The following is a 21,324-nucleotide window of genomic DNA, read 5'->3' as shown; positions in this document are numbered from 1 at the left end:
TCGGCGGGGCCCCCGGCGGGGCCATGAACCCCTGTGAGGGTTCTCAAGAATACCTTGTGTTGTGACGATATTCCTATCAGGAGGGCGAAATTTACCTTCCCAAGTGCCGGGTTTTTGCAAGAATGATTGGAAGTCAATTCGGGTGCCGTCGAAGCAGGCATTTCTTCCTCCTGGGGAGGTCAACCATGAGCGGGACCATCGAGTCAAGGACGGCCAAGCGGATCCCCGTTGAGAACCGCGTGACGGTCATGGTCAAGGGCAAGGCCATCCTTGCCGCGATTGCCGTGAACATCAGCATGGGCGGGCTCCTTCTGACCGCAGCCGAACCCCTGCCCGTGGGCAGCCAGTGCGAGGTGGCCATCGCCCTTCCGGAGGGCGACGGGGCGGAGAGCTTCGTGACCCAGGGCCGTGTCGTGCGGGCCGGCGAGAAGATCATTGCCATCCAGTTCGCGCGCATGCTGGGCGACCAGACCATCGGCGTGATCACGGCGCCTTCGACCGAGTCCCTGGGCGGTTCCCTGGTGCGTGCCTACGTGAACTACTTCAAGGTCAGCCAGAGCCGCATCGGTTACGATTGCGAGCGGCTGTTCGGGGTCACCTCGAAGACCTTCCGGACGATCTCGACGACCTCCTTCATCGCCTGCATCCCCGCTGCCATCGTGCCGGTCTGGGCCCTGCGCGCCTTCATCCCCGCTGTGCCCGACTGGGCCAAGATCATCGCCGCATTCGTCTACGGCGCGATCTGGCTCCTGGTGCTCCAGCCGTTCATCGATCTGGGCATCTTCAAGCTCATCCAGCAGCGCTCCCGCAGCGCGAGGACCTGAGTTCCCGTTTCTCCCGCTGCCGTGGCCGCAGCGGAAGCCGGTTCCTTCACCTCGCTCCGTTCGTTGTCGCCGGCCAGGCCGGCGCCAACGGAGAGCAGGCGTTCCGGCGGAGTGGGCCACGTTGGCACACGCCGACTCCGGGGAAGGTGACCGGCGACTTCCTGGTGGGGACTCCCAATCCGGGCCTGGGGCCCGGTGGGCTCCCAGGAGTGCTCCGAGGCATTGGCCACCCTCCAGGCCTCCACCTCCGGCTCACCCCTTCGCCGGAGTCCCAGGGCGGCGCCATGGCCCCCACACCCGTGGCCGGACTCCTTGCGATGGCACCCCCTTCGCCGGCGACCCCGGACGGGGCGAGGTGAAGGGACCCGTACCTGCCGCCAAGCGGGCGCCACCGTCAAAGGAGCCGAATCCCATAGCCTACTGAACGTTGCCCGAGGAGGTCACGCCCGTGGACCCGGAGATCCGGAGGCCCACGGTGCCGTTGCCGGTGAGGATGTTGTTCGTGATCGTCGGGTTGGTGCTGGTCGCGGAGAGGATCCCGAACGAATAGTTCCCGGTGGACGTGTTGCCGTCGCAGACGGTGCCGGTGTCGTTGTAGAGCTCGATGCCCGCGTGGTCTCCGCCGCTGCCGGTGCCCGTCACGGTGTTGTTCAGGACGAACGTGTGCGTGATGCTGTCGTGGATGTAGATTCCGTAGGAACCGCTGTTGGTGATGATGTTGTTGGTCACCCCGGAGCCGTCGGTGAATTCCCCGACCAGGCCCGTGTCATTGCCGGAAGCCGTGCAGCCATCGATGTAGATGTCCTTGCACGGGGCGTTGGAGAGGCTGATTCCCCACGTGAAGCCGCAGGTCGCGTTGTTGGCGAAGGTGAGGCGGGAGAACAGGGCGTTGACCACGGATTCGCCGGCGTTGGGTTCCACATCGATGCCGCTGCCGTTGATAATCGGCTGGCCCGACACTTCGACGGAACCAGTGTTGTTGCTGTAATTGCCCCCGGACACCAGGATGTTGGTGGCATAGACGATGGACATCCCGTTGCGCCGGCAGACGGTCCCGCTGCAGTTGATGATCGAGATGTTGTCGGACTGGGCCGCGATGTAGATGCCGTCGCAGAAGCACTTCGAGGTTGCGACCGCCTCCACGACCACATTCTGCGAGCCCGAGATCTGGATGCAGTTGCCGTTCTCGGCGGTGGTGGGTGTGGGGATGGTGTTGTTGCCGTTGTTGCCCAGGATGGTGCCGCCGTAGATGTTCACGTTCTGAACGCCGCTGGCGGCCACGACCTGGTAATTGAGCGTGGAGGTGGACATGGCCTGGAGGACCGCTCCAGACTCCAGGATCAGCGACATGTTGCTGCCGAGCCGGATGCCGGCGCCGCTGTTCGCGGTGGGGTTGATCATGTAGGTGCCGGCCGGGATGACCACGGATTTGCCGGTGCCCTTGACCGCATTGACGGCGGCCATGATGGCGGCCGTGTCGTCGGTGGCCCCATCCCCTCTCGCGCTGTAGGGGGCGTTCTTGACATTGGCGCCCTCGACGATGTTGCCGAGCTGGATGACGGTGCTGGCCACCGTAAGGGTGATGGAGGCGCTCTTGGTGGGGTCGGCGACGCTGGTCGCCTTCACCGTATGGGTGCCGGTGGAGGAAGGCGCGTTGTAGATCGCCTTGTAGTTCCATACCGGGGTGGCGATGGTGCCGGCCGTGGCGCTGCCGTTGGCGACGCCGTCCACGGTCCAGGTCACGCTGGTGTTGCTTGAGCCCGAGACGGTGGCCGTGAAGAGGGTCGCCCCCGAGGCCCTGACATAGGACGTGCCGATCTTGGCCAGGGAGACGGTCACCGCCGAGGAGCTCTGTACGGTCACCGTCGTGCTCGCCGATACGGAGGTGTTCGCAGCGCTGGTGGCCGTTATGGTGTGGGTGCCCGTGGTGGCCGGGGCGATGTAGGAGACGGTCGTTCCGGAGCCGGAGATGGTCCCTACGGCGGCGGAACCGCCCGCGATCCCGTCCACGTCCCAGGAGACGCCGGAATTGGTGGTGCCGCCCACCGTGGCGGTGAAGGACTGGGAACCGGAGGGGCTCATCGTGGCGGATCCGCTCGGGTTCAGGGTGACCGTGATGACGGGCGCCTGGACGGTGATGGTGGTGGAGGCGCTGACGGCCGTGTTGGCGACGCTGGTCGCCGTGACGGTATGGGAGCCCGCCAGGGCCGGGGCGGTGTAGGTGACGGTGGCGCCGGTCCCCGTGAGGGTCCCCACCGTCGAATTGCCTCCGGCAACGCCATCCACCTTCCAGGTGACGGTCTGGGTGGATCCACCGGTGGCCGTGGCGGTGATGGAGGCGGTGGCGCCCGTGGCCACCGTGGCGGAAGTCGGGTTCACGACCACGGTGACCGGCCCGAGAACCGTGATGGACGAGGTGGAGCTCTTGGCCGGATCGGCCGAACTGGTGGCCTTGAGCGTATGGGTGCCGGCGGCGGCGGGAGCGGTATAGGTCGCGGTGGCCCCCGTTCCGGAAACGGTGCCCACGGTCGCGTTGCCGCCCGAAATCCCGTCCACGGCCCAGACGACACCGGTGTTGGTGGTTCCGGTGACCGTTGAGGTGAAGAGCTGCGTGGCCCCGCTGGAGACGCTGGCGCTGGCGGGGGTCAAGGCGACCACGACGGAGGACTGGACCGTCACTGGGGTGGAGGCGCTCCGCGTGGTGTCGGCCGTGCTGGTGGCGGTGACCGTGTGGGTTCCCCCCGAGCCGGGAGCCGTGTAGGTAACGGTGTTCCCGGTGCCGGTGATGGTTCCGACCGTGGCGTTGCCGCCCGCGATCGAGTCGACCGTCCAGGTGACACCCGTGGATGTCGTCCCGGTCACGGTGGCGGTGAAGGAGAGCGTGGCGGAGGTGGCCATGGTGGTGGCCCCGGGGGCCAACGTCAGGGCCACTCCGGCCTTGACGGTCACCACGGAGGTGGCCGCCTTGGTGGGGTCAACCGTGCTCTTGGCCGTGACGGTGTGGGTTCCGGCGGCGGTGGGAGCCGAGTAGGTGACGGTGTTTCCGGTGCCTGAAATCGTTCCGACGGTCGTGTTGCCGCCGGCGATCCCATCAACGGCCCAGGTGACGGTGGTAGTGGTGGATCCGGTCACGGTGGCCGTCATGGAGGCGGTGGCCCCGCTGCTGACGCTAGCGGTGGAGGGGCTCAGGGTCACCTGCACCGGGGCCTGCACGGAGATCACCGTGGCGGCGTTCTTGGTGGGATCGGCCGCGCTCGTGGCCATCACCGTGTGGGATCCCGCGGTCGCCGGGGCGGTATAGGTGACGGTGTTGCCGGTGCCCGTGAGGGTTCCCACGGTGGCGTTTCCGCCCGCGACGGCATCGACGGACCACGTCACCGCCGTGTTCGTCGCGTTGAGAACGGTGGCGGTGATGGAGGCGGTGGCCGAGGCAGGGACGGATGAGGACGAGGGCGTGAGGGAGACGGAGACGGGCGCCTGAACCGTGATCGCGGAGGTCCCGGAACTCTTGGGGTCCGCGACGCTGGTGGCCGTGATGGTGTGGATGCCCGCGGCGGCCGGGGCGGTATAGACCGCGGTGTTTCCGGTGCCCGCGATGGTCCCGGCGGTGGCGCTGCCGCCCGCCGTGCCGTCCACGGACCAGGTGACGGCGGCATTGGTGGAACCGGTCACCGTGGAGGTGAGGGTGAGGGTGTCGGAGACGGCCAGGCTGGCCGAGGCCGGGACCAGGCCCACGACGATGCCGGGGGTGGCCTGGACCGTCACGACCGCATCATCGCTGACCGAGGGATTGACGGAACTGATGGCCGAGACGGTGTGGGTGCCCGGAGAGGCGGGGGCCGAGTACGTGACCGTGGTCCCGGAACCGGAGATGGTTCCAGTTGTGGCGTTCCCGCCCTGGACCCCATCCACCTGCCACTTGACGGAGGTATGCCGGGTTCCCGTCACCGCGGCGGTGAGGGCTGCGGTGGCGCCGGGTGCGAGGGTGGCCGTTTGCGGACTCAGGGCCACCTTCATGGCCGGGGCGAAGACCCGGACGTTGGCGGAGGCGGTCGTCTTGGCATCCGCCGTGCTCGTGGCGGTAATGGTGTGGGTGCCCGGCAGGGTGGGTGCGATGTAGGTGACGGAAGCGCCCGTGCCGGAGAGCACGCCGACCTCCTCGTTGCCGCCCGGGATGTTGTCGACGCTCCAATTCAGGTTGGGGATGACGGTTCCCGGGGCCGTGATGGAGACCCCGACGGTGTCATTGCCGTTGCTGTCCAGGTATTCCAGGTTCAGGGTGAGGCTGGAGGGGGTGACCGACAGGGCCGGGTTGGGCGACCCCGCCCCGCCGCAGGCGATGTACGAACTGATCCCCCCAATGGCGAGGATTCCCAGGATACGAATTTGAATGCCAATACCGTTCATGGGCTCCTCCGCCCTAACGTCCGCTCTATCGTCCAATCGAGAGAATACCTTTAGATGAAAGAAAAATCGGATCATTTTTTCAACCGCAGCCATGGTCCCGGGGCGGGCAGGTCCTGAACCCGGGGCCCTTCCAATTGAAAGCGCTGTCTCCCTGGGGGTTCCCGCAGATCTGCCGGTGAGGGCGCGCATGGGCTTCAGCGGAGGGTCGGGTGGTTTCCGAACCCAAGAGTCCTGTCCTCAATCCCCTGGAGGGGCCGGAACGTCCAGGCCGGGTCAGGAGGGGCCAAGGATCCCGGGAGCCATTCCATTCCTGGGTATAGACTGGAAAAAATTAGACTTGATTTACCCTCAAGTCCGATTCCATGATTCAAAGGCCAACCTAAAGGTGTGAACGATGGGTCTACTTAGGCAACTCAAGGACCTGTATAAAAGGTTCCACCTTTGGCGCCTGCGCAGGGCGGGTCTCACCTTCGGCGAAGGCTGCCGGTTCTCCGGCCTGCCGAGCTTCGGCACGGAACCCTACCTGATCACCCTGGGCAACCATGTGGCCATTGCCTCTGACGTGGTTTTCATCACCCACGATGGAGGCACCTTCGCCTTCCGGCACCTGGAGCGGTACCAGAAGGTCATCAAATATGGCAGGATCACCATCAAGGACCACTGTGTCATCGGGGAGCGGGCCATCATCCTGCCGGGTGTGACCATCGGCCCGAATTCGGTGGTTGCCGCGGGTTCAGTGGTTTCCCGGAACATCCCCCCCTCGGTGCTTGCCGCCGGAAATCCCGCCAAGCCCTTCCTGACCCTTCACCAGTACGCGGAATGGGCCCTCGCGGCCAACCCTGCGTATGACCCTGAAGAATATCGCCGCAACAAGAGGGGGGCCCTGCTGAAGATGACCATGCGGGGTTCCGCGCGGAGAACCGCACCCCCGGGCCAGCCCGCGGGGGATTCCGCGGGAGCCGCGCCTCCGGACCCTACCCCCAGGTGAAGGCACCCTTTGGAATTCGTTCGCGGTGATTCCCGGTTCGAGGAGCCTCCATGACTTCCATTTCGTGGCTTGCCCGGCCTGAGGGCGGTCCCTCCCAGCCCGGAAGGGCCTTCATCGCCGGTCTGATCCTTCTGACAAGCATGGGGGCCCTGGCCGCCGAGCAGGATCCCTGCGTGCCGCCGGCGCCCTCGTCCAGCCGGGTCGTGAACGTGAAGGATCGGGCCTACGGCGCCCTGGGGAACGGGGTCCGGGACGACACCCGCTCCATTCAGCGGGCGATCGATGCGGTGGCCGGGACGGGCGGAACGGTCGTGTTTCCAGCCGGGACCTACCTGGTGGACCCCGTCGCCTCCATGAACGCCGGACTGCGCGCGGTAAGCAACGCGACCCTGCGCTTCCACCCGGGCGCCATCCTGAAGGCCATGCCGACGACGACCTCCAACTACGTGGTGCTGACGGTCAGCATGGTCCAGAATGTCACGATCCTGGGCGGCACCATCCTTGGGAACCGGCACAACAACTCGATCAGGGACGAGGAAGAGGGGGGCATCGGGCTCAAGGTGGCCGGGTCCCGGAACGTCTTCATCCAGGGGGTGACAGCCAAGGATTGCTGGGAGGACGGGTTCTATGTGGGGGCCGGCGCCAGGGATGTGACCCTCTGCCAGGTCGTGGCGGACGGGAACCGCCGGCAGGGTCTATCCGTGACCAGTGTCGACGGCCTGGTGGTCACCCGCAGCACCTTCAGGAACACCACAGGCTTCATGGAGAAGGGCGCCTTCGTCTGCGGCGCCGGGATCGATCTGGAACCCAACGCGGGGCAGACGGTCGCCAATGTGACCATCACGGGCTGCGAATTGAGGGGCAATGCCAGCGGCGGCCTGGCCATCTGCGTTCCGTCCTCCCTCACGGGGCGGGCCTTCATCAGCAGGGTGGTGGCCGAGGACAACACCGCCATCGACAATGCCAAGCGCGACGGGACCGGCGGGATCGTCGTCTCCAACACCACCGGGCACCGGATCAGCAACAACCGGGTCAGGAACAGCCTGGGCAATGGCATCTACCTCTTCAATCAAGCCAACAGCAACGAGATTTCGGGCAATGTGGTGACGGGCACACGGCCCGCCTCCGGGCCGGGCAGCGACAAGGGAAATGGCATCCTGCTCTACCAGACCCGAGGCAATCGCGTCACGGGCAACACCGTGACCGCCAACGCCGGTTGTGGACTCCGGAATGCGAGCCCCATGGGCCCGAACACGGCCGAACAGAACTCGGTTTCCGGGAACCATCCTGACATCAGGTTCTAGCTGGGAGGCTCACCGCCAAGGGGATCTGCGCGGTCACCTTTAGGTTACATTTATCGCATTGGGTGCCCGATGGCGGCGCTTGGGCCCCAGGCGCCGCCGATCGGCCTCGACAGGCCCTCAGGGAAATTCCCCAATGCCCATTGGACATTCGGGGAATGGCGGCCGATCTCGGTTTGAGGTTCCACGGGGGGCACCACGATTCCGGTTTCAGAAAAAAACCCCATTCTGGCTATTGCCTGAATTGTAGAGAACATTCATCATGAAGTTCTCAATCCCGTTTTCACCTCCAGAAACGGACCGGACTCCTGGAGTACCCCCAGGAGGAATTCGTCTTTCATAACTCCAATGAGGTATTGTCCATGGGTCGACCGGCTCTGAATCCAAAATACGCTCTGGGGCACGGTGCTTGCGCCATGCTGGCCGGATTGGTCCTTATGGGGATGGCCGCCTGCAGCGGCGGAGGCGGTGGGGGTGGCAACCCCGTGGTGCCCGCTCCGGTGGCCACCTCCTTGACGCCCTCCTCGGCCACTCCGCTCTATGGAGGGACCTTCACGCTGACCCCGGTCTATTCGGCCGGGACCGGGAGGCTGGACAACGGTGTCACCTGCCCCGCCAGCGGGACCGCTTCCGCAGCGGTCACGGCGAACTGGGTGGGGGCCAAGGTTTTCACCCTGACCGTGACCAATTCCGCCAGCGCCACCGCGACCACCACGGCCACCGTCACTCCGCAGGCGGTCGTCGTCGCCGCGGTGGCTCCGGCCACCGCATCGCTCTTCCCAGGTGGCACGCAGGCGTTCGCGTCCAGCGTGACCGGGGCCGCTGACGCCACCCTGACCTGGTCCGTCGACGGCGTGGCCGGCGGCAATGCCACGGTCGGCACGATTTCCGCAGCCGGCCTCTACACCGCCGGCACCGCCGCCGGGACCCGCACCATCGCAGCCACCGCGCACGCGGACGGCACCACCCAGAAGACCGCCACGGTCACGGTCACCGTGCCCGACAGCCCTGTGGCCACCTCCCTGGTCGCCTCCAGCGCCACCCCGCTCTTCGGCGCCACCTTCACCCTGACGCCCACCTATTCGGCAGGCACCGGGACCCTCGACAACGGTCTCGCCTGCCCGGCTTCGGGCGCGGCCTCGGCCGCCGTCACCGCCAACTGGGTGGGGGCCAAGGTCTTCACCCTGACCGTGACCAACGTCCTCAATGTCACCGCCACGACCACCGCCACCGTGACGCCCCAGGCCGTCACCGTGGCCGATGTCAGTCCGGCCACCAAGACCCTGAACGTGGGCGAAACCCAGACCTTCGCCTCCTCCGTGACCGGCGCCGTCGACACCGCCATCATCTGGTCCGTCGACGGCGTGGCCGGCGGAAACGCCACCGTGGGCACGATCTCCGCTGCCGGCCTCTACACCGCCGGCACCACGGCGGGGACCCGCACCATCGCCGCCACCGCCCACGCGAACGGCACCACCCAGAAGACCGCCACGGTCACGGTCTCCGTGCCCGACAGCCCTGTGGCCACCTCCCTGGTCGCCTCCAGCACCACCCCGCTCTTCGGCGCCACCTTCACCCTGACGCCCACCTATTCGGCAGGCACCGGGACCCTCGACAACGGCCTCGCCTGCCCGGCCTCGGGCACCGCCTCGGCCGCCGTCACCGCCAATTGGGTGGGGGCCAAGGTCTTCACCCTGACCGTGACCAACGTCCTCAATATCACCGCCACCACCACCGCCACCGTGACGCCCCAGGCCGTCACCGTGACCAATGTCAGTCCTGCCACCAAGACCCTGACCGTGGGGGGCACCCAGACCTTCGCCTCCTCCGTGACCGGCGCGGTCGACACCGCCATCACCTGGTCCGTCGACGGCGTGGCCGGCGGCAATGCCACGGTCGGCACGATCTCCGCGGCCGGCCTCTACACCGCCGGCACCGCCACCGGGGCCCACACCATCGCAGCCACCGCCCACGCGAACGGCACCACCCAGAAGACCGCCACGGCCACCGTGGTGGCCGTCCCCGTGGCCACCTCCCTGGTCGCCTCGGATCTCACGCCCCTGTTCGGCGGCACCTTCACCCTGACCCCCACCTATGCCGAGGGCACCGGGACCCTCGACAACAGCGTCGTCTGCCCGGCCACGGGCGTCGCGTCCGCGGCCATCACCGCCGACTGGACCACCGGCGCCAAGGTCTTCACCCTGACCGTCACCAACGCCGCCAACACCACCGCCACCGCCACCGCGACGGTGACTCCCCAGACGGTCGTCCTCACCACCGTGAGCCCCGCCAGCGTCGCGCTCACCACCGGCGGAACCCAGACCTTCACGTCCGGCGTGACCGGCGCGGCCAACACCGGCATCACCTGGTCGGTGGACGCCATCGACGGCGGCAACGCCGCGGTGGGCACCATCTCCGCCGCCGGCCTCTACACCGCCGGCACCGCCGCGGGCACCCACACCATCAAGGCGACCGCGGTGGCCAACTCGGCCACCTCCACCGCCACCGTCACGGTGTCGGCGCTTCCCGTCGTCACCAGCTTCACCGTGACCCAGCCCAGCTTCAGCCCCGGCGGGACCGCGACCTTCACCGCCGACTTCAGCAATGACACCAGCAGTGCCGTGATCAACCCCGGCGCCATCGCGATCACCCCCCTGACGCCCGTCTCGATCACGATTCCCAGCGCCACGACGACCTATACCCTCACCGTCGAGAACGCGGACCACACCGCCGCCACCGGCACCTGGACCGCCAAGGTCCTGGTCGGCTCATTGTCCGTCCGGGCCGGCCTCCCGTCCGGGCAGGGCAACATCGACGGCTTCACCGTTCCCATCCATACCGGTGACTCGGCCAAGACCCTCGCCCGCTTCTGGGAACCCAACGGCATGGCCCTCGACCAGGCTACCGGGGACCTCTACGTCTCGGACTACGACAACAACTGCATCCGCAAGATCACTCCGGCCGGCGTCGTTTCCACGCCCTATGGCCTGGTCGGCCAGCCCGGTTCCGCCGACGCTCCCGCGCAGTTCTTCGGGCCCAGCGGCCTGGCGCTGGATGGAGGCGGCAACCTCTACGTCGCCGATGTCTGGAACTACACCATCCGGAAGATCGATTCCGCCGGCGTCGTCAGCACCGTCGCGGGCACCGCCGGCCAGGTCGGCAGCAGCGCCTCCAGGTTCTACTTCCGGCAGTGGGACGTCCCCGTCAATATCGCCCTGGACGCCGACCCGAACATCCTCTACGTGCCTGATCAGCTCAACAACGCGATCCGCATGGTAAACCTGACGACCAAAGCCATCACCACCATCGCCGGGCAGGTCACGGATTTCACCGATCCCCTCAATCCCGTTGCCCATTCCGGCAGCTTGGATGCCCTGGGAACTGCGGCCTCCTTCAACTTCCCCACGGGCGTGGCCCGGATCGGCACCAAACTCTATGTGGCCGACTTCAACAACAACGCCATCCGCGTCGTGGACCTGGCGGGAGCCTACAACGTCACGACCCTGGTCCTGGCCGGCGCCCCCGCGCTCACCTCGCCCGTCGGCCTGACCACCGACGGCACCAACCTTTTCGTGACGAACTACGAGAACTGCCTCATCCAGAAGATCGTGCCGACCAGCCCCACCGCGGGCACCATCACCACCCTGGCTGGCACCAGCGGCTCCGTGGGCAGCCTTGACGGCATCGGCAGCGCCGCCAGATTCGCCTACCCCACCGCCCTTGCCGTCTTCACCGGCGCGGGGCCCGCTCCCTACGCCAATGGGACCCTATTCGCCGCGGATTTCGGCAACAACACGATCCGCCAGATCGACCCCACCGCCAATGAAGTGAGCACCCTCGCGGGCGTGGCCGGCGATCCCCGCCTCCACGACAACACCGCTGGGGCTGCGCGGTTCTCCGATCCCACGGGCGTCGTCGTGGACAGCACCCGCACCTACGCCTACGTGGCCGACTACGGCAACTCCGCCGTCCGGCGGGTGACCCTGGCCGACGGCGCCACCACCACCCTCATCAGTGCCGCGCTGGCGGCTCCCAACTATGGTGGCCCCAACTTCCAGCCCTGGGGCATCGCGCTCGATTCCAGGACCGGGATCCTCTACATCGCGAACTACGGCAGGGGCTCCATCAGCACCTTCGACACCGCCGGTGCCACCTTCGCGGCCTCCTACACGATGGATGCGGTCACCGGGTTCAACCTGCCCACCGGCGTCGTGGTGTTCTCCGATGCGTCGCACACCACCCTGTATGTCTCCGATCAGGCCCGCAACACGATCACCAAGGTCGTGGACGGGACGGTATCGACCGTGGTCGGGACGCCGAACGTCTCCGGCTATTCGAACACGGCCGACGGCTCCGTCATCTTCAACACGCCCATGGGCATCGCGCTCTCGCCCGACAACTCCCTCCTCTACATCGCGGACCAGGGCAACCACGACATCCGCCAGCTTGTCACCGCCGACGGCACCGTGACGACCCTCGCGGGCGCCACCACCATCAGGACCCCCGGCCACACGGATGCCACGGGCACTGCCGCCCGGTTCAACAATCCCCAGGGCCTCGCCGTGGACGCCGCCGGCACCCTCTATGTGGCGGACACCTACAATGACCTGCTCCGCATGGTCACCCCCGCGGGCGCCGTCAGCACCATCGGCGGCCTGCCCATGGGCGCCTCGCAGGTCACCGGCAGCATGGTGAACATCCCTGCGGGCCTCGGCACGCCCGTCGCCCTGCCGGCGTCCCTCGCCTACCCGAGGGCACTGGCGGTGGTTCCCAGCTTCGAACCTGGAAAGATGGGGATCTACGTGACCGTTCCCGACTGCCTCCTGCAGATCGGCTTCTAGCGGATCATCGGTTGCTTTGCGCGGGGGGCCCCAGGGCCCCCCGTTTTTCAATGATCAATTTGCCCTGGAAGAATCGCCCCATTCCGATAAGAATGATCTATCAAGGTCGATCATTTCCAAGTCTTGGTCAGGGAACATGGGCAGGGCGGGGCTTCCGGGCCGCGACCGGCCTTCCGAACCACCTTCCACCGGATGCTGCTCAATGGATGTCGTCTTCCTCACCGATCACCTGCTCCGCGGCGGCGCCGACGCCCAGCTCACCCGCATCGCCATCACGCTCCAGCGGCGGGGCTGGAAGGTGGGCGTCCTCACCATGCTGCCCTCGGTCGCCTTCACCCGGGAACTGGCCGAGGCCGGCATCCCCTGCCACGCCTGTGCCGATGGAATGCCGTGGGTGCGTGGCCTGCCCTTCGCCATGGCGTTCCGCATGACCCTCAAGCTGCTCCGGTGGAAGCCCGCGGTGCTGATCACGTTCAACTACCATGGCGACATCATGGGCCGGGTCCTGGGCCGGTTGGCGGGCGTCCGCGCCATCGTCTCCTCCTTCCGCACGGCCTTCGTGAAGACCCCGGGACGGGAGAGACTCTACCGGCGCACCGAGCGGCTCATTGATGTCACGGCGGCCAACTCCCATGCGGGCATCCGGTACCTGGTCGCCCGGAACATTCTCACCCCAGGCAAGACCCTGGTGATCCATAACGGGATCATCGCCTCGGACTACCCCGATCCCGCCACCCGGGAGGAGGTGCGGGCCGAGCTGGGCCTGCCGGACGAGGCCTTCGTGTGGCTGGCGGTGGGCAACCTGCTGCCATCCAAGGACTACGCGACCCTGATGGAGGCCCTGGGGCGCATTCCCCGGGGCGGAATGCACCTCCTGGTCGCCGGGGGGGGGACGCCCGGGGACCTGGAGGCCCTGCGCCGGAAAGCCGCCCAGCTCGGTCTCGGGGACCGCGTCCATGTCCTGGGCTCCCGGTCCGACGTTCCCCGCCTGCTCCGGGCCTGCGACGCCTATGTCCTGTCCTCGGCCTGGGAAGGCATGCCCAACACGGTGATGGAAGCCATGGCCTCCGGCGTGCCCGTGGTGAGCACGGATGCCGGCGGGGTCCGGGAGCTGCTCGTGCATGGCGCTTCCGGATTCATCGTCCCCTGCCGGGATCCCGGGGCCCTGGCCGGGCGCATGGTGGAGATGATGGCCCTGTCCCCGGAAAAGCTCCTGGACATGGGCACCATGGGGCGGGGGCGGGTGGCGGCCTGTTTCGACAACGAGCGGATCCTGGACCGCTGGGAGATCCTGATCAAACAGCTGATCAGGTCGACCGCCAAGCGCCGGTCGGTGCACGTCCAGGAACCCCAGGCCCCGGGCCGGCCCCAATGCCCGCCCCCCGCCTTCGTCATCTCCCTGGATTTCGAGCTCTTCTGGGGGGTCCGGGACAAGCGGAGCCTCGCCAGCTACGGGGAGAACATCCTGGGGGAGCGCCAGGCCATTCCGGCCATGCTCGCGCTCTTCCGGAAGTACGGCGTCAAGGCCACCTGGGCGGCGGTGGGGATGGCCATGTTCGAGCGCAAGTCCGACCTCCTCGAGCACCTGCCCGACCTCAGGCCCTCCTACCGGAACGCCGGCCTGGATCCCTACCTGGCCCTGAAGGACCTGGGACCCGACGAGAAGGCCGATCCCTACCACTTCGGCTCCTCCCTCGTGAAACAGGTCCTTGACTGCGAGGGGATGGAACTGGGAAGCCACACCTTCTCCCACTACTACTGCCTGGAGGAGGGGCAGGAGGCCGCCCAGTTCCGGGCCGACCTGGAGGCCTGGCTGCGGGTGTCAGGTTCCTTCGGAGTCTCCACCCCCAGCTTCGTGTTTCCCCGCAACCAGGCCAATGCCGAGTATCTGGCCATCTGTTCGGCCCTGGGCTTCAAGGTCTTCAGGGGAAACGAGAGTGCATGGATGTACGCGGAGTCCCGGGGTCAGGACGAGTCCCAGGTCAAGCGTGCGGCCCGCCTGATCGACAACTACCTGGACTTGTCAGGTCCCAATGGCTTCATCCCCCGGCGGTGGCTGGATACCGGCCTGGTCAATTGCCCTTCGAGCCGGTTCCTGCGAGCCAGTTCCCAGCGGCTCCAGGGGCTGGAGGGCCTGCGCGTGCGGCGGATCCAGAAGGCCATGGAGACGGCCGCCATGAGGGGGGAGTCCTTCCACCTGTGGTGGCACCCTCACAATTTCGGCACCCGCCTGGGGGAGAACCTGGCCGTGCTGGAGGCCCTGCTCCGCCACCACTGCCTCCTGCGGGATCGCTACGGGGTCGTCCCCATGACCATGGGCGAGGTGGGCCAGGCCGTCCAGGTGGCCGATGGGGTGCTTTGATGTGCGTGCCGTCCAGGGTGGAATTCGCCTCCGTCCCTCGGAGACAACGTAAAAATACTAGAACGGCGCAGGTTGCAATGAGACAATTCTGAAAAACGAAGTGGTCCTGTTTTCTTCCTCACAAGGAGTTCTATGCGAATCGCGATTGTGGGTCTCGGATACGTCGGCCTGCCGCTGGCTCTCGAATTGGCGAAGAAATACCCCGGCACCCTGGGTTTCGATATCCACGAGACCAAGGTGGGCGAACTTCGGGACGGCATCGACCGCACCCGGGAAGTTCCCGCCGGGGCGCTGAAGGAGACGACCCTGACCATGACCAGCCGGCTGGAGGACCTCCGCGGCTGCGATTTCTTCATCGTGGCCGTCCCCACGCCCGTGGACGACTGGAACCGCCCGGACCTGACGCCGGTGATCAAAGCCTCGGAATCCGTGGGCAAGGTGATCGGCAAGGGCAGCATCGTGGTGTATGAATCCACTGTCTTCCCCGGGGTCACCGAGGACGTGTGCGGGCCGATCCTGGAAAAGCAGTCAGGGCTGCGCTGCGGGGTCGATTTCAAGCTGGGGTACTCCCCCGAGCGCATCAATCCCGGCGACAAGGTCCACACGGTCGAGAATATCGTGAAGGTCGTCTCGGGGCAGGACGCCGAGAGCGCCGAGATCATCGCCGGAGTGTACGGCTCGATCATCAAGGCCGGCATCCACCGGGCCTCCTCCATCAAGGTGGCCGAGACCGCCAAGGTCATCGAGAATACGCAGCGTGACATCAATATCGCCCTGATGAACGAATTGTCCATCATCTGCGACCTGGTGGGGATCCGCACCAAGGAGGTGCTGACGGCCGCCCGCACCAAGTGGAACTTCCTGCCCTTTTCGCCGGGCCTGGTGGGCGGGCACTGCATCGGAGTCGATCCCTACTACCTCACCACCAAGGCGGAGGAGCTGGGCTACCATCCCGAGGTGATCCTCGCCGGCCGGCGCATCAACGACAGCATGGGCGCCTACGTGGCCCAGAAGCTGGTCAAGCTCATGGTCCAGGGCGGCCTCAAGGTCAAGGGGGCCCGCGTGGGCATCCTGGGCCTGACCTTCAAGGAGGACGTGCATGACATCCGCAACAGCAAGGTGCCGGACATCATCAAGGAGCTGAAGCAGTTCGGAATCGAGCCCATGATCCACGATCCCCTTGCCGATCCGGTGGAGACGCATCACGAGTACGGCCTGGAGCTCGCCTCCATCGACTCCTTCGCGAACCTGGACGCCCTGATCCTCGCCGTCAATCACGACCAGTTCCTGAAGGCCGGCCTCGGAAACATCCTCGGCCGCCTCAATTCCAGGGCGGTGTTCATCGACGTGAAATCCGTCTTCGAACCGGGCCAGTTCCCGGACAGCGTGACCTACTGGAGCCTTTGATGAGCCGTTATCAGGACCTCTGCACGCACCTCCGCCAGAGCCCCCGCACCTGGCTCGTAACGGGGGCGGCCGGCTTCATCGGTTCCAACCTCCTCCAACAGCTCCTGGAGCTGGACCAGGTGGTGGTGGGCCTGGACAATTTCTCGACCGGGCATCCCGCGAACCTGGAAAGCGTGAGGCAGGCGTCGAGGCCCGAGGCCTGGAAGCGGTTCACCTTCATCGAAGGGGACATCCGGGATCTGGAAACGTGCCACCGGGCATGCAAGAACGTGGACACGGTTCTCCACCAGGCGGCGCTGGGCTCCGTGCCCCGGTCCATCAAGGACCCGATCACGAGCCACCAGTCCAACGTGGACGGCTTCCTCAACGTGCTCGTGGCGGCCCGTGACGCCGGGGTGCAGCGGATGGTGTACGCGTCCAGCAGCTCGGTCTACGGCGACGACCCGGTCCTGCCCAAGGTGGAGGCCCGCACGGGCAACCCCCTTTCCCCCTACGCGCTGAACAAGGTCATCAACGAAGGGTACGCGGGGGTCTTCGGCCGGGCCTACGGGTTCAAGCCCATCGGCCTGCGCTACTTCAACGTGTTCGGCCCCCGCCAGGATCCGGAAGGCCCCTATGCGGCCGTGATGCCCAAATGGATCGCGGCCCTCCTCAAGGGGGAGGTCTGCCAGATCCACGGGGACGGGGAGACCAGCCGGGACTTCTGCTTCGTGGCCAACGCCGTCCAGGCCAACCTCCTGGCCGGGACCGCACCCGAGGAGGCCCTGGGCGAGGTTTTCAACGTCTCCTTCGGCGGGACCACCTCCCTGACCCAGTTGTACTGGATGATCGCCGAGCGGCTCCAGGCCATCCATCCCGAGGTGGCGTGCCCGGACCCCGTCTACACGCCCCCGCGGCCCGGGGACATCCGCCACTCCCAGGCGGATCTCTCCAAGATCAAGGCCATGCTCGGCTATGACCCCACCCATTCCGTGGCCGGCGGCCTGGACCATCTCGTGCCCTGGTTCGCCGGGCCGAACCCGTCCTGATGCGCGTCGCGGTACTTGGGAGCCAGGCCAAGGATCTTGTGAATTTCCGGGGACACCTCCTCTCGGAGTTGGCCAAGGCCGGGCATGAGGCGTTCGGCATTGCTCCAGAGGGGACGGCCGAGACGGCCGCCGCCCTGGACCGCCTGGGGGCCACCTTCATCCCCATCACCCTGGACCGCACGAGCCTGAACCCCTTCGGGGCGGTGCTCGACTTCTTCCGGCTGTTCCTCCGCCTCCGCGCACTGCGCCTGGACCTGCTGCTCTCCTACGAGCTGAAGACGGTCGTGTTCGGGACCCTGGCCGCATCGCTGGCCGGGATCCCCCGGCGTTTCGCAATGATCACGGGGCGGGGCACCACGCTGCAGGGACAGCCCGTGGGCTTCCGGGAGAAGCTTGTCCGCCGGGTCGTGAAGCGCCTGTACCGGACGGCCCTGCCGCGCACGCAGGGCGTCTTCTTCCAGAACCAGGACGACTGCGATTTCTTCGGATCCGAAGGCATGCTGCCGGCCCGCGTTCCCCGGAAGCTGATCAACGGATCGGGCGTCGATCTGGACCACTACGCCCCGGCTCCCTTCCCGGACGGCCCCGTGTCCTTCCTGTTCGTGGGGAGGCTGCTCCGGAACAAGGGCCTCCACGAATTCGTGGAGGCTAGCCGGATCCTGAAGGCGCGGGACGTTTCCTTCCGTTCCGCCATCCTGGGGCCCCTGGATCAGAACACGAACGGGGTCAAGGCCGGCGAGGTGGCGGCGTGGGTCCAGGGCGGGTTCGTCACCTACCTGGGCGAAGCCAAGGACGTGCGCCCCGTCCTCCGGTCCTCCCACATCATGGTGTTGCCCTCCTACGGGGAGGGGACGCCCCGGTCGGTGCTGGAGGCCATGGCCATGGGGCGCGGCGTGGTGACCACCGACAGCCCCGGGTGCCGGGAGACCGTGCGGGAGGACCGCAACGGCTTCCTGGTCCCGGTGGGCGACGCAGTGGCCCTGGCGGACGCCATGGAACGCCTTTCCAGGGACCCCGAACGGATCGCCCGCTTCGGGGCGGAGAGCCGTTCGATGGCCGAGACCCGCTACGACGTGAGGCTGGTGACGGCGGAAATCATGTCCTTCCTGGGAACTGCCCGTAGTCCCGGATGACTTTCGCAGGGTTCCCGCCGGCCACCACCATGGGGGGGATGTCCTTCACCACCACGCTGCCGGCAGCGAGGACCGAGCCTCTCCCGATGGTCACGCCCGGGAGGATGACCGACCCGGCTCCGATCCACACATGATCCTCGATCACCACGGGCTTGGGATCGCTGCGGGTGTTGATCCTGTTCTCCACATCGGGGAAGGACAGCAGGTGGCCGCTGGAATCGATGATCTGGCAATTGGCCGCGATAAGGCAGTGGTCGCCGATGGTGACGGACAGACAGGCGTGGATGCAGGTGCCATGGATCCGGGTCTTCGCTCCGATGGTGAGCCTCGCGCCCGGTTCATCCGCGAGGAGCTTGACCGGGGAGTGCATGTTCAAGTGGTAGCCCCGGTTGTCCGAATCCAGCGTTACCTGGTCTCCGATCACGAGGCTGGCCTCCGGATGGATGTCGATCATGGGGAGGCCGGCGAGATGGACGCGGCCCCTCAGCTGGATGTTGGGCCGGGAAGCCAGCCGCCTGAGGTACCATTTCCGCCGGAGCAGGAACGGCAGGCGCCCGGGGTTTCGGAAGATCACTTCGATGAGCGTGCCCAGCATCCGGTGGCCCTCCTCAAGGTCATGCCGCGGGGGATTCCAGCGCCCGCCTGTCGAGGAGCCGGTACATCGCATAGCTGGCGCCCAGGAAGATGATGCAGCTGCAGACGGACGTGGAAAGGGTGATGCCTGCGATCCCGTAGGTCTGGATGAAAAGATAGTCCAGGGCCGCGTTGATGGTGAAGCTGACGACGGCCGTCCACATGAGGAAGTGGTTCGCGCGCAGGGCCGTGAGGGTCCGCGTGACCAGGATGCCGCAGGCGGAGAAGGGGATCCGCAGGAGGTAGAAGATCTGGATCCGCACCACGAGGGCCGTGTCCGAGGCGTTGAACGAGCCGTTCTGGAACATGGTCCTGACGATGAAGGTGGAGAGCAGGATGAGGATGACCGTGGTGGGTACCGCGACGGCGAGGATGAGAGCGGTGTACTGGCGGAGGAAGCGGCGGATGCCCGTCCAGTTGTTGTTGGCGACCATCCGGGACAGCTGGGGCAGAATGGCCGTCCCCAGCGCGGTCCCGCCGAGGGTGAGCACGAGGCCCACCAGCTTGCTGCCGTAGCTCAGGGCCGAATTGCTGCGGGGTCCAAGGGTCGAGGCGAAGGCCTGGTCCACAAGGCCCATGCCGTTGACCAGGAAGGCCGCCGCGATGCACGCGCCATACTGGGCGCGCACCTTCCGGAATGCGGTGGTGACGCCGTGCCAGCGGGGCAGGAGGGGATGCCCCTTCCGGGCAAGCGCCATGCCCAGGACCACGGTTTCCAGCAGGACGCCAAGGACCGTGCCGAACAGGAGGGCATAGATGCCCCAGGCACGGCAGAAGAAGCTCAGCCCGAGGATGATGGCCAGGGGCTGGAGGGCGGGTGCGATGGCCACCAGGGCGAACCGTTCCCCGGCATTGAGGATGGCTCCCCAGGTCGTGGCGAACCCGGTCAGGAGCACCAGGGGAAGGGACCAGAGGGCGATGGTCCGGGTCAATTCCAGCTTGGCCGGATCGAATCCCCAGGCGATGAAGGGAAGCCAGAGCCGCACGGTCCAGGCCATGAGGAGCGTCAGTCCCCCGAGGAGGATGGTGTTCCACAGGAGGATCGTCGTGTAGAGGCGCTGGGCGGCCTCCTTGTTCTCCTTGTCCCGGATTTCGATGTAGGTGGGAATGAGGGCCGCGTTGAGGGATCCGGAAAGGATGCCCACGATGGTGCTCGGGAGCAGCAGGGCGACGATGAAGGCGTCGTAGTCCCCGCCCGTCCCGAAGGAGGCGGCCACGAAGGATTCCTTCAGGAGGGAGATGGCCTTGATGATGATGGTCATGGATCCCACCACCAGGGTGGCGCCCAGGACCCGCCGGTTCACGGAACCGGTCGTAAGCCGGCGCCAGCGCGAAAGCACCCGATGGAAGATGGACTCTTCCTCCGGCTGGGGAGCCTCCCCCTGGACCGGGGCGTCAGCGGTTCCGGCCATCTGCCCCTCCCGTGAGGGTGCCCAGGGCCGCCCTGAGGTGCATCTCCCCGATGGGGATGGGGCCGGAGTTCACGTAGGTTCCGTTTTCCCGCCGGAAGAGCGTGTCGCAGTAGACGTTGTTGAGGAGGAACGCATAGGACAGCTCGCCGATGACCCAGCGGTCCCCGCTCCGCATGAAATCGTAGGTCATACTGGTGAAACCATTCGAGTTGCTGATCTCCAGGGCCAGATCGCACGCATCGGCGGGCAGGTCCCCGAGCTCGGCCTTCTCCCAGATGCCGCTGCCGCTCGCCCGGAAATCACCGGGCCGGTTCTTCCGGGCGAAGGCCGACACCAGATCGGGTCCCAGCGTGGTGATCCGCCAGTCCCGGTCGATGTGGATGTATTCCTGGAAATAGGCGTAACGAGGCCAGGAGTCCCGGTAGCGGGCCTTGAGCTGGACGATGAGGTCGCCCTTGCGCAGACGCGGGAGGATGTAATAGTTCTCGACGATATCGCCCCAGATCCCCGGCTTCCGGAAGACCCGGTCCAGGAGACGCTCGGCGTCCCGGGGGGCGGCGATGAGCTGGACGCCCCCGGCCGAGGCGCCGCAGTGGGACTTGGCCACCAGGGGGTAGGCAGCCTGGGCCACGAAGCTCCGGGCCTCCTCCTCGCCGAAGAAGACCCAGGTGCGGGGGGTGGGGTATCCATGCTGGCGGAGAAAGAAGGTCTCGCGGATCTTGTCGTCGTAGAGCCACAGCATCCGGGAATTGGGGAAGCACGGGATGCCCATGGATTCGAGCATGGGGATCTTCGTCCGGGCCTCGGCCATGCCGCTGGTCTCGCCCATGACCAGGCGCCAGACGAACAGGTCCAACCCCTTGACCTGGTCCATCCAGTCGTCCGCGCCAATCCTGATCGGCCTGACCCCGAGTCCCAGGGCCGAGCAGGCCTTGGCGAATTCCGCCTGCCAATCCGGTTTCATGAGGTTGCATAGACCGACGTTCAT

General features: G+C 66.7%; 12 protein-coding genes. 8 read left to right on the top strand and 4 right to left on the bottom strand.

Annotation, left to right across the window (positions count from 1 at the left end; genetic code table 11):
- The first annotated feature begins 185 nt into the window (after nt 1-185).
- Nucleotides 186-824 carry a PilZ domain-containing protein gene (locus tag ACZ5MC_RS18315; RefSeq protein WP_306601924.1) on the top strand — a complete coding sequence of 213 codons (639 nt, stop codon included), beginning with the start codon at nt 186-188 and terminating at the stop codon, nt 822-824.
- 417 nt (nt 825-1,241) lie between these two features.
- Here ACZ5MC_RS18315 and ACZ5MC_RS18310 read toward each other — a convergent pair whose 3' ends face one another.
- The gene (locus ACZ5MC_RS18310; RefSeq protein ID WP_464516451.1) at nt 1,242-5,231 is read right to left on the bottom strand and encodes a beta strand repeat-containing protein; all 3,990 of its coding nucleotides are present in this window, start codon (nt 5,229-5,231) and stop codon (nt 1,242-1,244) included.
- A 394-nt stretch (nt 5,232-5,625) separates the two neighbouring features.
- On the opposite strand from ACZ5MC_RS18310, the gene ACZ5MC_RS18305 reads away from it, so the two are divergent.
- The 7 genes from ACZ5MC_RS18305 (at nt 5,626) to ACZ5MC_RS18275 (ending at nt 18,291) form a co-directional block, all read left to right on the top strand.
- Nucleotides 5,626-6,219, top strand: coding sequence for an acyltransferase (locus ACZ5MC_RS18305; protein ID WP_306601922.1), 594 nt, complete (start codon nt 5,626-5,628; stop codon nt 6,217-6,219).
- Nucleotides 6,220-6,269: 50 nt separating this feature from the next.
- Nucleotides 6,270-7,523, top strand: coding sequence for a right-handed parallel beta-helix repeat-containing protein (locus ACZ5MC_RS18300; RefSeq protein ID WP_306601921.1), 1,254 nt, complete (start codon nt 6,270-6,272; stop codon nt 7,521-7,523).
- Between the two features lie 440 nt (nt 7,524-7,963).
- On the top strand, nt 7,964-12,361 hold the full coding sequence (locus ACZ5MC_RS18295) for an NHL repeat-containing protein (protein ID WP_306601920.1): 4,398 nt from the start codon (nt 7,964-7,966) through the stop codon (nt 12,359-12,361).
- Nucleotides 12,362-12,563: 202 nt separating this feature from the next.
- A complete protein-coding gene (locus ACZ5MC_RS18290; RefSeq protein ID WP_306601919.1) occupies nt 12,564-14,723 on the top strand; it encodes a glycosyltransferase in 2,160 nt (719 codons plus the stop codon).
- A gap of 132 nt (nt 14,724-14,855) precedes the next feature.
- A complete protein-coding gene (locus ACZ5MC_RS18285; protein WP_306601918.1) occupies nt 14,856-16,130 on the top strand; it encodes a nucleotide sugar dehydrogenase in 1,275 nt (424 codons plus the stop codon).
- Nucleotides 16,127-17,158 (top strand): SDR family oxidoreductase, encoded by a 1,032-nt coding sequence (locus tag ACZ5MC_RS18280; RefSeq protein ID WP_373432554.1) that lies wholly within the window; start codon nt 16,127-16,129, stop codon nt 17,156-17,158. The genes ACZ5MC_RS18285 and ACZ5MC_RS18280 overlap by 4 nt, the downstream gene beginning before the upstream one ends.
- A complete protein-coding gene (locus ACZ5MC_RS18275; protein ID WP_306601916.1) occupies nt 17,158-18,291 on the top strand; it encodes a glycosyltransferase family 4 protein in 1,134 nt (377 codons plus the stop codon). The genes ACZ5MC_RS18280 and ACZ5MC_RS18275 overlap by 1 nt, the downstream gene beginning before the upstream one ends.
- Here ACZ5MC_RS18275 and ACZ5MC_RS18270 read toward each other — a convergent pair.
- Genes ACZ5MC_RS18270 through ACZ5MC_RS18260 form a run of 3 tightly spaced genes read right to left on the bottom strand, consistent with a single transcriptional unit; the run spans nt 18,254 to nt 21,324 of the window.
- A complete protein-coding gene (locus ACZ5MC_RS18270) occupies nt 18,254-18,886 on the bottom strand; it encodes an acyltransferase (RefSeq protein ID WP_306601915.1) in 633 nt (210 codons plus the stop codon). The two genes, ACZ5MC_RS18275 and ACZ5MC_RS18270, sit on opposite strands and share 38 nt — an antisense overlap.
- A gap of 19 nt (nt 18,887-18,905) precedes the next feature.
- Complete coding sequence (gene murJ, locus ACZ5MC_RS18265) at nt 18,906-20,336, bottom strand: murein biosynthesis integral membrane protein MurJ (protein ID WP_306601914.1); 1,431 nt, start codon at nt 20,334-20,336, stop codon at nt 18,906-18,908.
- A complete protein-coding gene (locus tag ACZ5MC_RS18260) occupies nt 20,320-21,324 on the bottom strand; it encodes an ATP-grasp domain-containing protein (RefSeq protein WP_306601913.1) in 1,005 nt (334 codons plus the stop codon). The genes murJ and ACZ5MC_RS18260 overlap by 17 nt, the downstream gene beginning before the upstream one ends.

The sequence above is a fragment of the Mesoterricola sp. JemC181 genome (assembly GCF_055384585.1).
Note: the sequence above shows the minus strand (reverse complement) of the source record. Positions and strands in the feature narration are given on the sequence as shown.

Coding starts and splice junctions, on each gene's coding strand:
- ACZ5MC_RS18315 (WP_306601924.1), top strand. CDS start 186: ATGAGCGGGACCATCGAGTCAAGGACGGCCAAGCGGATCCCCGTTGAG.
- ACZ5MC_RS18310 (WP_464516451.1), bottom strand. CDS start 5,231: ATGAACGGTATTGGCATTCAAATTCGTATCCTGGGAATCCTCGCCATT.
- ACZ5MC_RS18305 (WP_306601922.1), top strand. CDS start 5,626: ATGGGTCTACTTAGGCAACTCAAGGACCTGTATAAAAGGTTCCACCTT.
- ACZ5MC_RS18300 (WP_306601921.1), top strand. CDS start 6,270: ATGACTTCCATTTCGTGGCTTGCCCGGCCTGAGGGCGGTCCCTCCCAG.
- ACZ5MC_RS18295 (WP_306601920.1), top strand. CDS start 7,964: ATGGCCGCCTGCAGCGGCGGAGGCGGTGGGGGTGGCAACCCCGTGGTG.
- ACZ5MC_RS18290 (WP_306601919.1), top strand. CDS start 12,564: ATGGATGTCGTCTTCCTCACCGATCACCTGCTCCGCGGCGGCGCCGAC.
- ACZ5MC_RS18285 (WP_306601918.1), top strand. CDS start 14,856: ATGCGAATCGCGATTGTGGGTCTCGGATACGTCGGCCTGCCGCTGGCT.
- ACZ5MC_RS18275 (WP_306601916.1), top strand. CDS start 17,158: ATGCGCGTCGCGGTACTTGGGAGCCAGGCCAAGGATCTTGTGAATTTC.
- ACZ5MC_RS18270 (WP_306601915.1), bottom strand. CDS start 18,886: ATGCTGGGCACGCTCATCGAAGTGATCTTCCGAAACCCCGGGCGCCTG.
- murJ (WP_306601914.1), bottom strand. CDS start 20,336: ATGGCCGGAACCGCTGACGCCCCGGTCCAGGGGGAGGCTCCCCAGCCG.
- ACZ5MC_RS18260 (WP_306601913.1), bottom strand. CDS start 21,324: ATGAACGTCGGTCTATGCAACCTCATGAAACCGGATTGGCAGGCGGAA.